The organism is Pricia antarctica, assembly GCF_900101815.1.
Classification (GTDB): domain Bacteria; phylum Bacteroidota; class Bacteroidia; order Flavobacteriales; family Flavobacteriaceae; genus Pricia; species Pricia antarctica.
In genome coordinates, this window is record NZ_FNAO01000008.1 from 42,083 (window position 1) to 58,448 (window position 16,366).

A 16,366-nucleotide genomic window follows, 5' to 3' on the forward strand; every position below is an offset into this window, starting at 1 on the left:
TTTGAAATCACTGTTAGCCGGTAAACGAGCCAACATTTAGTCTTGGCTCAGGTTTCTGGAAGCGCAGCGGTCTTGGTTCGCTGTCGGACACTAATGATTTCAAAACAATCTTAATAAGGCTATAAATCTTCCAGTTCGGGGTACATATTTCTTGCGGCTTTGGCAATACTGGCAATAGCCGGTTTCGGTGCCATTCCCTCCAAAACCATGTTTTCCGGTGTCATGGCCGCCATAGTTTTTTCTTCCTGTATGGCCATTGCCCCGAGCATAAGGCCCTTCTTTTTTTCATCAAACATTTGCTTTTTGGCCACCTCTTTTTCTTTGTCCGCCTGTTTCTTTTCCTCTTCCGCATTCTTGGCCCGCTTTCTGTTGACCTCCCTGCCGAACAAAAATCCCGCGGCGGCGAAAACTATGGCTTCGACACCGGAAAACAAATATATGAGCCTACTCCATTCGGGTTCCTCGGCACCTGCCCTTCCCGTCAGGAAATGAATAAAAAAGCCGTACGCAATCAGCACTCCTATGGCTATCACATACGTAATTAGGCCGAAACCATCCTTAGTATTCTTCTCCGGATTTTCGGTAGTTTCAGTGTTGACAATAGATTTTTCTTTCATAATACACAGTCCTATTTTGCAGGTTCACGTTTTTTCTCTTCAGCTCTTTCGGAAACAAATTCATTGGCTATAAATTCCCTGCCATTCTCGTACAAAATCGCTTTAACGACCTTTTTCAGGACTTCCTTTTTCTTGGCAAACTCGAACAGATCGGCTGTACCCCCATTTTCCTTTTGGTATCTTTTGGCGGCTACCGGCAGCCATTTTAATAAATTGGATTCAAGTTCTTTCATGTGCCGACTGTCACTACAAATTTTCAGGGGCTCGATAAACCCGTCAAAATCACTACCGACACAAATATATTTTTCGGGTGCCATTTTAGGGGTTGCCTTTAGGCCGATAACCGCCAACAAATGAACGATATTGAAACAAAAGCTTAGCGGATGCATTTCTTTTTTGACCGGTTTCAGCCAAGCTTCTTCCGACTGTATTTCTTCGGCATTGGCATATTCAAAGGATTGTATGCTCGTATATGGAAAATGGGTCATAAAATCGGAGGTTGTTATAAATTCCGAGGTATCGATTTGAGGCATCGCGCGCGACTCATACCCCAGAATCCGTACATCGAGACTTACCCCGATAATACCTTTACTATTGACCACGGCAATGATATCTTCATCCATCAAATTCAGGGTGTTCGGGTTAAAAGTGAACTGTGTTTTGACATCTGACCCCCAATAACCGGCCACTTTTGGGGTGGTATACATTTTGACCGTCTTGATGCCTTGGTCTACATGGTTCACACATTTTACGTTATCGAGGTTGTCCTTCCAATCATTGATGGAGTAGCCCGTTACCCCGACGTGGCTGGCAATTATTGGAATATTTTCATAGCCCTTGTCCTTGCGATACTTGTAAAAGTCCAAACGCGATTTCAGGCTCATGTGCGTTATGTCGATAAGGACGGGATTAGATACTTTGTCCTTATTTTTATCCGGACCATCTTTCTCCACACTACCGAGGGAATAGGCTTTGTCGATAACTTCCAATCCCAACTCGCTAATGCCATTGCCAAAGGGATAAAATGAAGGGTGTTTTAACGCCTTTGTGGCAAAGGCATGGGTCGCCAGATGTTGCTCGGGAATATGGGTCAAGTGGGTGAGGGTAAGATATAGGACCTCCAAATCTTTTTCCCGAAATGTTTTTACCAGTTCTTCCAACACCGTTGCCGGGTTTTTGGAAGCTACTGTTTTTGGATCGAAAACGGCACTTTTATCGAAGTTCTTGAATTCATCATATTTCAGGGCATTCCCGATTTTTTTCATGCAGAGATTATGGCCACCCTCGATGGCAAACGTCAAATTGAGGGATTTTTCATTCAACTTATGGATGTTCTTACGATTTAAGACGGCTATGACCCCGCTTTCCTTTAGTGCCCTATATTGCTCGACTTCCCTTAAAAATAAATTGAGATAGGATACTTGCCCTTCCCGTACCACATCGAAATAGTGTTTACTAAAAGGCAGTGTCAAATTGCTTTTCAGAAGAGAGAAAAAGAAACCCTTGCTTGACGCCACGCCGAACTCAAGAGCCGCAATGGCAGCAACCCCTAAACTCACCTTCCCGCCTTTTAAGTAATCAATACAGCATTGGCTCTCTAAGGTGTGCAGTATGGTCTCGTCGGTAAGGTCTTTGAACGCTTTTGACATTTCGATCGCTTTCGTCAATTCGTCAATATCCCTTTTAGTTGATATATCGTCATTATAACGAGCAAGGTGATTTTTACTTACCGGATGAAAATGAAGGTCAAAATAATTATCCATACTATTTATTTTTATAGGGACCGTTTTGAATGATGTCTCTTAATTAAAACTTTCAAAATATACTTTCAGGAGCCGCTCGGTCTGGTCGTCGTCAAACTCAGCGTAACTTTCGAACACCTTGTTTACCGGTCTTCCCGTCATTGCGGCCACACTTATCCGGGCCCTTTCGGTCAGCGAATCCTGCACCGTTGCACTCTCAAAGCCCGGTGTCAGCTTCTTTCTTGCCGTATTCCATAAAAAATGGATGGTTTCGCGAACCCCGAGATCCCAAGATTCAGGTTTTTCCTTGCCTTCGTACGCGTTCTCAAGTCCGTTTAATAGGGCTTCCACTTTTTTCTGGTCATCAATGTCAGGCATTTCCTGTCTTAATAATTTGTCAACATCCAAAATTCCTGCACCGAATCTATCGGTATCCCACTCCCTTCCATTAGGTTTGGTATTGGCCGATGCCTTTAAATGGGTTCTGAACAGTTCTACGGTCTGCCAAGGTTCTTTCACATGTCTTTTAAGAAAGTTCAGATGTTTGGCTTTCCATAAGGCAGCTGCAGAAGCCACATGAGGCGTGGCATAGCTCGTACCCGATCCGAAAACCATAATATCTTCCTGTTTTTTATTCTTAAAAGGCACATAGACATCTTCCCCGGGGGCGGTAATATCGACCGACGTTCCATAGGACGAATACTCCCAAACCTCATTATTAGGGTTAGAGGCCGCCACGGCTATGGTGCCCGGATAGACTGCAGGCGCTATGACCGATTCTACTTTGTTGCCTGCGGCACAGACCCAAATAATGCCCCGTTCATAAGCGGTTTTGGCGATACTATAGATCATTGGTCTTGGATAGCTGCCCATGCACATAAAAATGATATCGGCATTGGCATTTATGGCTTGTGAAACGGCATTGAATAAGTTACGCCCACGGCCGATCAAAATGACCGATTTCGAAATGCGATAGGGAATTACCTTTACTAAGGGTTTTCCTGTTTTGTCTACTGCAATACCTGTATTTCCGTCGTTTTTTATGCTGCCGTTGGCGTGTTGACCGACAATAATACTGGCGGTTCGGGTGCCATGCCCCGGATGTCTCAAAACGCCCATGCTCATTTCGTCGCGCGCATCCTCGCCATCAATAAAATCTTCGTCTTGTAAAAGGTCGAAGCCTCCCAAAACTTTATGGTGGTCGGTATACCCCGTATCCAATTGAACAAGGCGTATTTTCTCGATATTTCCCTTGAATTTCGTGAACGGTTCTTCTTCAGGGTTAATCTCCAATAGATTTACCGCTCTCCTGTTCCAAGCCCGGTAGTCTTGATTCTTGTTTCCTTGGATAAATTCTTTGACCAACCCTGCATTGGCCCATCTGAGCTTAAAATCCCTTTCGCTCTGGGCCCAATCGGCGGTGCCGTCGTCTAGCGATTCAAGGCTTTCTGTGGTGGACCACCTATCGTAATGGCCCGGTCTAATATCGGTAGACATTTCAAGGTCAGGGGTACAGGTGTCGATTTGCGGAAGGCCTTCGAGATCGGCCGCGATTTCCCAAGGACTTTTATCCGATTGTACCTGGATGTAGTAAAAATTACGATGTGATGCCTCCGTTGACATGGGATAAAGGGGCTCGCTGAGTAACAGTCCCGGGACTAGACTGGCCGCGTTCTCCTTCCAATCATTTTGCATTTCTTTGACCCCTGATAACTGGATCTCAAAATGTTGGGTTTCCGAATTTGTGCTTTCTGAACGGTTCATAGCATAATAATTAGGTGAGACAAGGGTTCTCACTGTAATGGGCTCTACACTTTCGGCCGGCCGAACGGTACCCAGCAGATCGGTCTTATTTTTTTCCATGGATTTTGCGACAGGTATGCTTTTGATCATGTTCAAAATACTGCTGACCCGAATACCTTCGTTGCCCATCCAGTCTATAACATTATCCGCATCTCCGGGCTGTACTACCGATCCGTCTTTTCGTAGCCATTGCCCATGTCTGTTTTTTCTCGGCACACCACTATGATGCAGGGCGACGACTTCTCCGGTACCCAACCCAAGCACCATACTGCCCGAAGAGCCCGGCAGAGTATCGGATTCGTAGATGAGGAAATCATCCTTAAGTACCAACATGCGAATATCCCTCATGACTATTTTTTTATAATCGCCTTTGGGATGTTGTACGATAACGCAATTTTCACCATCGATGATCTTCCCCAGTTTTTTATCTAATCGCGCTACGGGGAAATCGGTAATCGGTGTACCGGTATTTGAGATTTCCGATACGGCGACCACCGTAAAATCTAGTCCGCTATACAGATCATCAGGATTTTTTTTATAGCTCGAGGTAACAAAAAACTGGTCCGGCTGCAAATTGAAACTTTCCGACTTCGCCGGGTTACCGTGCTGATCCAGCTCATAATTGAACTGTATGGTAGAATTGCTTGCAATTTGGGGATCGGAAAGCACATGATTGTTGGTAAGTATCAGGTTTGGCCCAATCAAGAATCCGGTACCATAGCCCGTATTTCCCAATCTGGAATTAGTCGTAATTCTTCCGACCGCTTTAGAAAGTTGTACTATTCTTTGAATAATGCGGATGTCCTGAAAGTTAGCTTCGCCATTGATACGCTCCAAGGCCTGTAATTCGGCGGTTCCTTCGCGTGAAATTCTGTTCGACAGTCTTTTTTTGTCTGTCTGTATTTCCGATAGCTCCACTTTTCCCTGCCGGACATGGGTGATATCCGTTTTTATTCGGTCTATGTCGTTCAAGACACTTGAATAGTTTGAATGCGCCTGTTCGGCCAATTCCCTGAGTGTATCTTCCATAAAAAAGGATTAAAAATAAATGATCGGCCTTGCATAAACGAGTATTGATTCAGCTAGCGGTCAGTGAATTAAATAAACGAATTTTGCAAATTCTTGGAGGGGGAAGATATATTACTACCGCACGCGAAAATGGGTGTTTATGAATTTTCCCTCATAAAGACTTACAAGCGGCAAGAATATAGGTTACAAAATACATCTATTTTCTGATTTAAAGGTAAGTAGAATCAACTTATTGTATGGTTGGTACTAAAACCTGTGTAAAGGGCATTGGTAGCAGCCGGATATACATGTTAGACGCCCCCCAACCCGCACCAACTATACACCTCCTATACCCATCCATACAATTTTTAGGGCAATGGAGATTGGAAATCCCTACATTTAAATCCTCCCCCTTTTATTCATAATGAAATAGGCAACAAATAGTATAGTTCACTGTGGGCAGTACCATCCCAAATTCAGAAATCAAAGAAAAATCGGCTTGTTAAAACCAAAATCCAATGAAACTGCATCATCTCAAATTCATGGCCTTAGTGCTAATTCTAACACTTCTCCCCTCTTCCTGCGTGAGCACCCGGGTAGAGGCCAGCCCGTATCAAGATAGCGTTGAAAATCTGGAATGTCGAAAAGAATCGAGTTGGAGCTATTATTGGGGATTGAAGCAAAAACGGATCGATGCCAATCCAGACGTGTCCGGCAACGCCTGCCCGTGTCGCGAAGGGGCACTTTCTTGGGTGGTGGTCAAAACCTCGTTCACCGATTTTCTCTTAAGTTCCGTTACACTGGGTATCGTCAACCATAGAACGGCCACCTATGGCTGTGCAAGGCCCCAAAATGGCGAAGTGGATATGGACAATTAAGACACGTTTCAAATTCCAAGCACCAAGTTCCAAATTGAAAAAAAATCGAAATAATGACACCCACAGGTATAGATACACTCCCGATTCGACAATGGACGAACAAACATGAGAATTTTACCCACCAACTGGTGGCTGATGCCTCGTTCAAACTATGGAACCCACCGGCTGAAAAATATCGGGACCGATATCTGGCGACCACCAAAAACTTTCAATGGCTGATCGATCATGCGGTTACGAATAATCTTAAACTTCGGGCCATCGGCAGTGGATGGTCTTTTACCAAAGTGGGCGTAACCGATGGGGGATTAATCGATACGGCAGGCCTGAACTTTTCTTTTCCTATTACTCAGAATTATGTAAGTCCGCAATATGCCCAAAAGGCCGAAGACCTTTACTTTTTACAATGCGGAACCATTATTCACGAGGTAAACACCCGCTTGGCGGCCAAGGAACCCCAACGTTCCATCAAGGCTTCGGGGGCGAGCAACGGGCAGACCATTGCGGGGGCGCTTTCCACGGGAACCCATGGTGCAGCCATACACTTTGGGGCGATTCCCGATTTTACGGTCGGGCTTCATATCATAACCAGTGGCGATCGGCATATATGGTTAGAACGGGCTTCCTACCCTGTAGCTTCGCAAGAATTTGTGACTTGGTTAGATGCGGAGCGGGTACAAGACGACGCCCTTTTCGATGCAGCCTTGGTGAGCTTTGGCAGCTTCGGTTTTATTCACGGCGTGATGATCGAGACCGAACCGCAGTTTCTACTTACGGAACACCGTTTGGGCAAGGTTGCCTATGACGATACCCTTAAAAATGCGATGCGGACCTTAGATTTCTCTGGTCTCAATCTTCCAGGTACGGGACAAAACGGTGACATGTACCATTTTGAGGTACTGTTTAATATCCACGATTTTGAACCCGGCAATCCCGATAAGGGGGCGTTCCTAAAATATATGTTCAAAAAACCTTTTGCACTGCCCTATCCACCTTTGCAACGTAACAATGAGTTTACGTACGGCGATGACTTATTGGGTATTATTTCTACTGTATTGGACAAGCTGCCCGGTTCTGGTAAATTGATTCCGGCAATGGTTAACCTCATGTTCGGAATGGCCTTTAAACCCGAACCACCACGCACCGGAACCATACGGGAAATGTTCAACTACACCAAGTTTAGGGGAAAAGTGGCCAGTGCGGCCGTAGCGATCGATATTTCCGATTCTCCCCGCACCGTAGAACTCATCATCGAAGTGAATAAACAGCATCCGTTTCCGGGTGGCCTTGCCCTTCGCTATGTAAAAGGCACTAAAGCGACTTTGGGATTTACCAAATTTCCCAAAACCTGCGTACTCGAAATGGACGGAATGGACGGCCAAGCGGCGAGGGATTTCTTTCAGGCGGTGTGGCTTCGGTTGGAGCAAGAGCAGATTGCCTATGCCCTGCATTGGGGTAAGATCAACTTTAATCTCGACGCTGACCGTATCAAACGGATGTACGGGCCCACCTCGGTGAAAAGCTGGATCGATGCCCGAAACACCTTGCTCGAAATTCCGGTAATGGGCGTATTCGACAACCCGTTCATGGCGCGATGTGGACTGAACAAAATCCATGGGGCCATTGTATAATCTACCTAACCCAGTCATATCCTATCCAACTAATCCAGTCATCCCTATCCAAAAAAATTCGGTTTAGGAATGCTATTATTTTACGGATACTACTTTTATAGGGTAGTCTATTTTTCTTCACCAACACATATTTTTTTGCGTACGTCGTTAAACCTTTTGCTCTAGATCAAGTCTAACTTGTAAATCGACATTTGTATCAACAATAGTTGCTTTGGTTATCAACGCCCTTGCGATTAACCGATGGGGCTACACCAATGTCCTGTAAATAGACATCTGCAAAGAAGCAAAATCCAGAAGTATGCGGCGATTTCACCTTGCCGGTCTCGCTAAAAAGAATTATTTTAGGAAATCAGTGCCATATAATCCTTAAAAGACTCCAAAAAATCCTCCCCAAAAAAATGAACAGTACACCTAAAAGAGACATAAAAACCTTGTTATTTCATGGCTCGGCTTTGGTGCTTTTATTTTTAGGATGCTCGCCCAAATTTTCGAATGTCGCCGTACCTATTAAAGAGGTGCAAGATTTCTCGTATACGGGAACGGAAGTTTTGGAGGAGAAATGGTGGACAGCCTTTCAAGACGAAAACCTCAACCAATTGATCGATAGCGCGATGCAGTCCAACTTTGACCTCGCCGCGACCTGGCAGCAATTTTTGGCCGCAAAGGCTACGGTCAGTCGCGAAGCCGGGAATAAGTGGCCGCAAATAGAAGCCTCGGCGCAATCGGCGGTCAATTTTCCGGAGAACGATTTTAGGGGCGGGGAAAATACGCAGTTGGGACTATCGGCATCCTACGAACTTGATTTATGGGGCCGGGTTCGCACGGCCGTGCAGGCCGAAAAGTTCCGGGCCGAGGCAAGCCTCTACGATTACCGAACCGCGGCCATCTCCCTTTCAGCAGAAATCGCAACTATCTGGTATCAGCTACTGGCCGCAAAAAAGCAGTTGAAGATCACCGAAACCCAGATTACTACCAACGAAAATATTATCAAACTGATACGCTCGCGATTCGTGGGGGGGCAAATCCGGGCGGTCGATATTCTACGTCAGGCGCAATTGTTGGAAAGCACCAAAGAACAGCGCATTATCTTCCGCACCGATGTAAACCTCTTGGAAAATCGATTGGCCGTACTGTTAGGACAGCAGCCACAAAATAAGCTGGAAATGGAAACCACCGATCTGCCCGGACTAGCGGAACTTCCCGAAGCGGGCCTTCCGTTGGAACTACTGCGCCGCAGACCGGACCTCCAGCAATCTTACGCCCTTTTACTGGCGGCCGATCGGGACATGGCATCGGCGGTTAGGAGCAAATACCCTACGATTTCCATTTCTGCAAGGGGGCAGCTGCGCGCCAATAATTTTGCCAACCTTTTCGAAAACTGGGCCTATTCCCTAGCTGGGAATATTCTGGCGCCCTTGTTTTACGGCCGACAACTGAGCGCGGAAGTGGACCGAACCGAAGCCATCAAACAACAACGTCTTTACGCCTACGGTCAGACCACCCTTGAGGCGTTCGAAGAAGTCGAAAACGGCCTGGTTCAAGACCGGATGCAAGGGCAGCGGCTGGAGAACCTCGGCCGACAATTGGAACTTGCGGAAAAAAGCAACAAACAATTGCGAGTAGAGTTTCTGAACGGTTTTAGTCCGTATTTGGATGTGCTGATCGGCCTTGACGGCGAACAGCAGTTGCGGAGGGATTATATAGCGGCGCAATCCGAGCAAATTTTAATACGTATCGGCCTGTATCGCGCGTTGGCCGGTGGATTTGAGACCGGAAGGGATTTGGAGAATTAAACCGCTATGCGCTTAGCACTGTACGCTAGAAATTTATCGTTTTTCTTTTTTTGCGTAGAGCGCAAAACCAACGGCAAATAAAACTAAAATGTACATCTATTGATTAAGTTAAGGATTTTACAGTCCAAATGACACATGAAGCAATAAAAAAATGAGCAATAAAAAAATAATTGTTATCTGTATCGGCATCCTCTTCATCGGTATGGCCATTACGGCCGCCATTTTTCTTACGGAACCCGAGGCGAAGTCGGAAGGTGCAACCGTTGAGACGGCCATGTTGGTTGATGTTGAAATGGTGGAAAAAGGCACTTTTGAACCCCTGATAGTAGCTACGGGTACGGTACGACCGGTCGAGGACGTAAATTTGAGTCCGTTAGTTTCCGGACAGATCATCCGTCGTGACCCCGCTTTTGCGCCAGGCGGTTTTGTCAAGAAAAATCAGGTGCTATTGCAGATAGACCCTTCCGATTATCGCAATACCCTTGAGATGCGGAAAAGTGAATTTATGCAATCCCAAACCACTTTGGATACAGAAATGGGCCGGCAACAGATTGCGGAACAAGATCTTCAACTGATTACCGACGATTCCCTCTTCGGCGGTAATCCCTTAACGCAAGAAGAGCGGCAATTGGTACTCCGAAAACCACAGCTCAATGCAGTCAAGGCCAGTATTGGAGGGGCCAAAGCCTCCATGGAACAGGCTCGTCTGAACCTCTCCCGCACGACTATCCGCGCGCCCTTTGACGCCCACATTCTAAGTCAAAACGTGACCAAAGGATCCCAAGTGGCGCAAGGCGATGAACTGGGCCGTATTGTGGGCACCGAGTATTATTGGATTTCGGCGACCCTGCCCGTATCGAAACTGCAATGGTTGAGTTTTCCCCATGGCGATTCGGAAAAAGGTTCCCCGGTACGGATCACAAATCGCACCGCTTGGGGCGTCGATGGCTTTCGGGAAGGCTATTTGGATAAACAGATAGGTGCGCTCGAAGATCAAACACGCCTGGCGCGGGTGCTGGTAAAAGTGGCCGATCCCCTCTCCAATACAACCGAAGCCAAAGGAAAGCCCAAACTAATGATCGGAACGTTCGTCGAAGTGAACCTAATGGCCGATCCAGTAGCCAATGTGGTACGAATCAATAGGGATTACGTTAGGAGCAATAAAACGGTCTGGGTAATGATGGATGGAAAGCTGGAAATCCGCGAAGTCGATATCGTCTTGACCGATGATGTGTACGCCTACATCAGAAAAGGACTTGAAGATGGAGAGAAAGTTGTCATTACCGATTTGAGTACCGTAAGTAACGGGGTCGGATTACGGACCGAAGGGGCTACGCCGGAGAAAAAATAGACCATCCCCGGAAAGCACAGGCTTCGCAAAATTGCATTAAAGGAATTGATGCAACGTTTTTAGTCGGCAGAGACAATGTAGTATGCGCAAACTGCAACTGCAACTGCAACTGCAACTAAAAAAAGCTAAGTTGTTTCAACTTAAAAGCTTACGTGTTCGAATGGATAATTGAAAAGCGAATAACATGAAGGAGGAAGAAAAAATAGGAAAGAAACAGTCCAGAAAAGAAGGCGTTATCGGCTATATGGCGCGAAACTCCATTGCCGTCAACTTGCTGATGTTGGTACTGCTCGCCGGGGGGATCTTTACGATGTACAACATCCAAAAAGAAGTATTCCCAGAATTCCAGCTTGATTTTGTGGAGGTTTCCGTGGCCTATCCAGGCGCCTCACCCGCAGAGGTCGAGCAAGGCATTCTACAACCTGTTGAAGAAGCAGTGCGTGGCGTTCAGGGCATCAAGGAGGTCGTTTCGGAGGCCGGTGAGGGATCCGGAGATATAACCATCGAACTGGTCGCCGGTACAGAACGCATGAAGGCCTTTCAGGATATCGATCAGGCCATCAACCGCATTCGCACCTTTCCCGACGATATCGAACAGCCCGAAGTACGCCTGCAATCACGACAGCGCGATGTAATCCAGATCGGACTCTACGGCGAAGCGGATGTATGGACGATGCGCCAGCTCGGGGAACGTCTCCGTACCCTTCTTTTGAGCGACCCGGCCATCACACAAGTGGAATTGGGCAACGTACCCGAATACGAGACCCGTGTCGAAATTACCAGCCAAGTTCTTCAGAAGTACAATCTGACGCTGGGTCGAGTGGCCGAACTTATACGACAGAGCAGTAATGACGTTCCTGCGGGGGCGGTACAGACCCAAAGCGGTGAAATTTTGTTGCGGATGCAAGAGCGAAAACAATGGGCGGAGGAATTCGGCAATATCCCCATTATCTCGTCCGAATCGGGGGCTAACGTTCGCCTAAAGGATATTGCCGAGATTACCGACGGTTTCGAGGAAATCGGATTCTATGGCCAGTTCAACCAACAGAATTATGTAGAACTGCGCATATTCCGCATAGGGGATCAGTCCCCCCTCGACATCGAGGAAGCGGCACTTGCTACCCTTGACGAATTTCAGTTACCGCCCGGGGTCGAATATCGTACCGATAGCAACCGCGCTTCCGATTATCGGGAACGGTTGTCCCTGCTCACCGAAAACGGGGTGCTCGCAATTGTCATCGTCTTGATTATTTTGACCTTGTTTCTAGAATATCGTTTGGCGTTCTGGGTCATGATTGGCATGATGGTATCCTTTGTCGGGGGCATGATGTTGTTGCCGTTGATCGGCATCAGCATTAATATGATTTCGATGTTCGGCTTTTTAGTGGTATTGGGTATCGTGGTCGATGACGCCATCGTGGTCGGGGAAAACGTGTACGAATACCGACAAAAGGGCATGTCGCCCATGAAAGCGGCCATTGCGGGCACTAAAGACGTTTCCTTTCCCGTTATTTTCAGTATCGTCACCACCATTATTGCCTTTGTGCCCCTACTTTTTATGCCTGGGGAAACGGGAAAATTCTGGCAGCCACTGCCTGCGGTCGTCATTGTCATTTTAGCCGTTTCGTTATTGGAGGCCCTGTTTATTTTACCCTCACATTTGGGCCATCTCAACAAGAAAAAGAGTAAAAACAGATGGGTGCTCAAGCTGGAAGGCTGGCAACGGATCTTCGCCAAAGGCTTTGGCCGTTTTATCGAAAACCGGTACAGGCCCTTCCTTGACCGCTGTCTAGAATACCGGTACATCACCCTAAGTATTGCCGTGGCCCTTTTGATAATGGTAGGCGGTTACGGCCTTAGCGGACACATGGGCCTAATTCAGATGCCGGAGGTAGCTGCCGATGAAATCGAGGCGGGCGTAAGACTTCCTGTAGGTACAACTCCCGACAAAGCGGCCAAAGTAGCCCGTGATATATCGGCCGCCACCCAGCGAATGTTTGAAGAGCATGACCTTTACAAAGTCGCCGAAGGCATAAAGACCAACGTACGGGGCCAGAATTTTATCGATGTCGAGATTGTGATGTTGCCCCCTGATCAAAGGGATATCACCGCTGCAGAAGTTATTGCCCTCTGGCGCGACAATATAGGCGATATCGAAGGTGTCGACCAAATTACCTTCGAAGCAGAACGCGGTCCGGGCGGGGCCAGACAGGCCATCAGTATCGACCTCAGTCATGCCAATATCGATATGTTGGAAAAGGCGACCGCCGCTTTCGTCGAACGTATGGAGGCCTTTACGAACACCCGAGATGTGAGCGACAACTACAACAAGGGCAAAATGCAGTACGACTTTAAATTGTTGCCGCAGGGTCGAAACCTCGGGCTGACTTCCGACGAGGTAGGCCAACAGGTACGCGACGGTTTTTTCGGTGCCTTGGCCATGCGACAACTACGGGGGATGAACGAAATCGAGGTGCGTGTGAAACTGCCCTTGAAGGAAAGAAAGGATATTAAAAACCTTGAAAATTTCTTGATACGCACCCCCGATGGCATCGAAGTCCCGTTAATGGACGTAGTTGATGTAGAACAACGGGAAGCCTTTACCAGTATCAACCGAAGGGATGGCCGAAGGGTAGTCAATGTGGGTATGGACGTAGAACCGGCCAATGCCGTAAACCGGGTAATCGCCTCCGTGCAAGAAGAAACACTTCCCCAATTGCGGGCAGATTTCCCTGGTATCACTTGGAGTTTCGAGGGCAGCCAGGCCGATATGCGCGAAAGTACCGACACCTTGAAAGCAGGTTTTGGTATCGCACTGTTTTTAATTTACGTCTTGTTAGCTGTCGCGTTCAGCAGCTACATTCAACCCCTTATCGTGATGACGGCGATACCCTTCGGCATCGTAGGCGCGGTAATCGGGCATATTTTATTGGGATACGATCTTTCCTTGGTAAGCTTAATGGGCGTTATCGCGCTATCAGGAGTGGTAGTCAACGATTCGCTGATCATGATCGATTATGCCAATAAGCGCAGAAAGGCCGGCGATGCCATCTATAAAGCTATTCATGAGGCAGGCCTACGAAGGTTCCGACCCATTATTTTGACGACCATGACCACTTTTGGCGGTCTGGCCCCCATCATTTTGGAGAACTCGAGCCAAGCGTTCTATTTGATTCCTATGGCAATTTCTCTTGGATTCGGTATCGTATTCGCCACCGCTATCATCTTGGTCATCGTACCCTGTTTGTATCTGACCCTTGAGGATGTACGATTGTTCATTGAAAAAGGAAGGACGGTAAAACAAGTGGATGTTTCCAATACCAACCCGGCTTTAGCGGATAAGTAAATTCCTGTTCCGGTTTTCCATGGCGTTTAACGTTCAGCACTACTATTTTTTCCAAATGCATTACTGGATATTTCTTGAAACCAGTATATTCAAAGAATAAATTAATCCTAGGAAAAAATGACAAAAGAAGACCTATTGGGCAAAGAGCTCAGCAACCTCTACGCCATCTCAAAACAAGTGAACCACTATTTTAACGACAGTGATATCAGTTTTCTCTCGGAACGGGAACAACAACTTTTAATGACCTATGTAGCCTTCAGTTGCTCCAATGAGGCAGAGACTTCCGAAAAATTGCGCGCGTTGCATGTAAACCCTGGCAACACCATCGATTCGATTGTTACGGAAATTACAGAAAATCTGCATCATATCGCTACCGAAAAAGGGGTGACCAAAAGAGTGCGTGAACTCGGTTATATGATGTCGTTCAACCGATTGGTGGCCTATCATACCGCAAATATGGAGAATATCGGTTATTTGTTGGAGGATTGAGATTTCGATTTTAGCTTATCTGGAGTACTTCGGCTGCGCTTAGCATAAAATAAAGCCGAAAGGCTCGACCTGACATTGGGCGGCCCGACCCCCGCGCTGGTTTAAACTTCAATCTAAACGGGTCCGCTTTTGTAAATTTAGACGGTTAGGCTGGCAAAAACTGGAAATTATACCAATGTGATGTCAGACAGGAAGGCTGCCCTTTTAAGGTTACAGGCTGATTAAATAGCCCAATGAAGTATATCCGCTAATCTTGGTCGCGTTCACCAAAAAGTCTTTCGGCAAACTGGTATTTCCTTCCTGTGTATACGCCTTGCTCAAGGTATTATAGTACATGTGAATCGCCCCAAAATCGATAAACAATTTGTTCTTGTTGCCAAACGCAAGTCCGGTGCCGGCCATGAGGCGGGGTTTAAATTTTTGCTCGATGCTGAGTCCGGCTCCGAAACCGAAGTGCCAGAAAGTCGGGGTATCGAAAATTTCGCCTACTCGCCGTCCGTAGCGGATCATGGTGTTGATGCCGAGTTCTACACTGGCGGTATCCTCTTCTAGAAAATCGTAAAGGGATTGGCCATTTTCGACACGTTCGATCACAGAATAATTGGTTTCGGGATTAGCGGTTACATAAAATCCGGTGCTGACCCCCCAAAATGATTTCTCGGTATCAGGAATACGGAGCACGGTCGAATAACCGGATAGTTTTGCGTTTTTATCCCTAGGTTTTAGACTGATTACCAATTCGTTCACATCGCTATATCTTTGGATGGGCAAGGTGGTGTAACTAAAATCCAGATTATTGAGTACCCCTATAAGTACGGCCGAAAATGTACCATAGTTTTCCGCCGATAACTGGGCGATAAGATTGCTCGATGCCTTTATCAAGGCCTCGTACACTTTTTTGATTTCGGCGCTCGATGCTTTTACATCCTTGTTTTTGGCAATAGTCTCTTTTTGGATTTCAATGACCGTTAGAAACTTTGTCTTTTCCCGAACCAGCTCCTCTCCGATTTCAAGAATAACAGCTTTTACTTCGTTATAGGATGTCAGTGTAACTTTAACATCCTGTTTTGAGGGTACCGCGCCAAATACGTTCCGCTCAGTGGTTGTCATCGTGTTTTGAAAATTTTCGGCTTTTACAAAAATGGCATCGACTACGGTACGCTGAGCATCGATGAGGGAAAAGGCCTTCTTAGCGTTACTTTTCAGCCAGGAAAAATATGTTTTTAAATCCTCGGCCGTCTGCACGCTGCCCGCATCGAAAGCTTGAAAGCCAGCATCGGAATCCTTGGCCACGAATTTTATTACGACCTCGCTTACGGAATTTAAATTGCCCAAAGAAGTCTTCATACCCCCGAAATCAACTAAATCCAACAAACTGGCGGGTAGTTCCTTCGAGGTATCGATATCCTCGTTGGCAACGCTGACATCATAAAGATAGGTATTGACATTATCGATTTTAAGCCGGAAGAATTGTCCTTTTTTGACCCTGTTGTATTTCTCGATCTGCACAGGGTCGATGCCGTTTTCGTCGGCTAGGTCGATAACGATTTCGGGGATTTTGTCGGTGTTGCTATTTTGCGGGGATTGCTGCGCTTGTCGCACTTGTTGCGCCTGTTGCGCAAAAGTTAGCCCACAAATAAACAAGGCGACAGGAATGAAAAAGGGGTGGTTAGATTTCATTGAGGTTGTGTTTGGTTTGAAGTCAAACCTC

10 protein-coding genes are annotated in these 16,366 nt (G+C 46.7%); 6 read left to right on the top strand and 4 right to left on the bottom strand.

The annotated features are described in order from the left end of the window. Positions 1-119: 119 nt before the first annotated feature. The 3 genes from BLT07_RS15670 to BLT07_RS15680 are packed head-to-tail and all read right to left on the bottom strand — an operon-like array spanning position 120 to position 5,191. Positions 120-617, bottom strand: a complete 498-nt coding sequence (locus BLT07_RS15670; protein ID WP_091871215.1) for a hypothetical protein — start codon at positions 615-617, stop codon at positions 120-122. A gap of 11 nt (positions 618-628) precedes the next feature. Then, the gene (locus tag BLT07_RS15675; protein WP_091871219.1) at positions 629-2,380 is read right to left on the bottom strand and encodes an amidohydrolase family protein; all 1,752 of its coding nucleotides are present in this window, start codon (positions 2,378-2,380) and stop codon (positions 629-631) included. Between the two features lie 39 nt (positions 2,381-2,419). After that, positions 2,420-5,191: a S8 family serine peptidase gene (locus BLT07_RS15680; protein WP_091871223.1), complete on the bottom strand. Its 2,772-nt coding sequence runs from the start codon at positions 5,189-5,191 to the stop codon at positions 2,420-2,422. A 497-nt stretch (positions 5,192-5,688) separates the two neighbouring features. On the opposite strand from BLT07_RS15680, the gene BLT07_RS15685 reads away from it, so the two are divergent. The 6 genes from BLT07_RS15685 to BLT07_RS15710 all read left to right on the top strand — a co-directional run bounded on the left by BLT07_RS15685 (position 5,689) and on the right by BLT07_RS15710 (position 14,655). After that, complete coding sequence (locus tag BLT07_RS15685; RefSeq protein WP_091871227.1) at positions 5,689-6,048, top strand: hypothetical protein; 360 nt, start codon at positions 5,689-5,691, stop codon at positions 6,046-6,048. Between the two features lie 53 nt (positions 6,049-6,101). Then, positions 6,102-7,676: an FAD-binding protein gene (locus BLT07_RS15690; protein WP_217633333.1), complete on the top strand. Its 1,575-nt coding sequence runs from the start codon at positions 6,102-6,104 to the stop codon at positions 7,674-7,676. A gap of 398 nt (positions 7,677-8,074) precedes the next feature. After that, positions 8,075-9,469 (top strand): TolC family protein, encoded by a 1,395-nt coding sequence (locus BLT07_RS15695; RefSeq protein WP_091871234.1) that lies wholly within the window; start codon positions 8,075-8,077, stop codon positions 9,467-9,469. Between the two features lie 151 nt (positions 9,470-9,620). Beyond that, on the top strand, positions 9,621-10,820 hold the full coding sequence (locus tag BLT07_RS15700; RefSeq protein WP_091871236.1) for an efflux RND transporter periplasmic adaptor subunit: 1,200 nt from the start codon (positions 9,621-9,623) through the stop codon (positions 10,818-10,820). A 184-nt stretch (positions 10,821-11,004) separates the two neighbouring features. Continuing rightward, positions 11,005-14,166: an efflux RND transporter permease subunit gene (locus tag BLT07_RS15705; protein WP_091871241.1), complete on the top strand. Its 3,162-nt coding sequence runs from the start codon at positions 11,005-11,007 to the stop codon at positions 14,164-14,166. A gap of 117 nt (positions 14,167-14,283) precedes the next feature. Further along, positions 14,284-14,655: a hypothetical protein gene (locus BLT07_RS15710; protein ID WP_091871244.1), complete on the top strand. Its 372-nt coding sequence runs from the start codon at positions 14,284-14,286 to the stop codon at positions 14,653-14,655. A 210-nt stretch (positions 14,656-14,865) separates the two neighbouring features. Here BLT07_RS15710 and BLT07_RS15715 read toward each other — a convergent pair whose 3' ends face one another. Then, a complete protein-coding gene (locus BLT07_RS15715) occupies positions 14,866-16,335 on the bottom strand; it encodes a hypothetical protein (RefSeq protein WP_091871250.1) in 1,470 nt (489 codons plus the stop codon). Between the last annotated feature and the right edge of the window lie 31 nt (positions 16,336-16,366).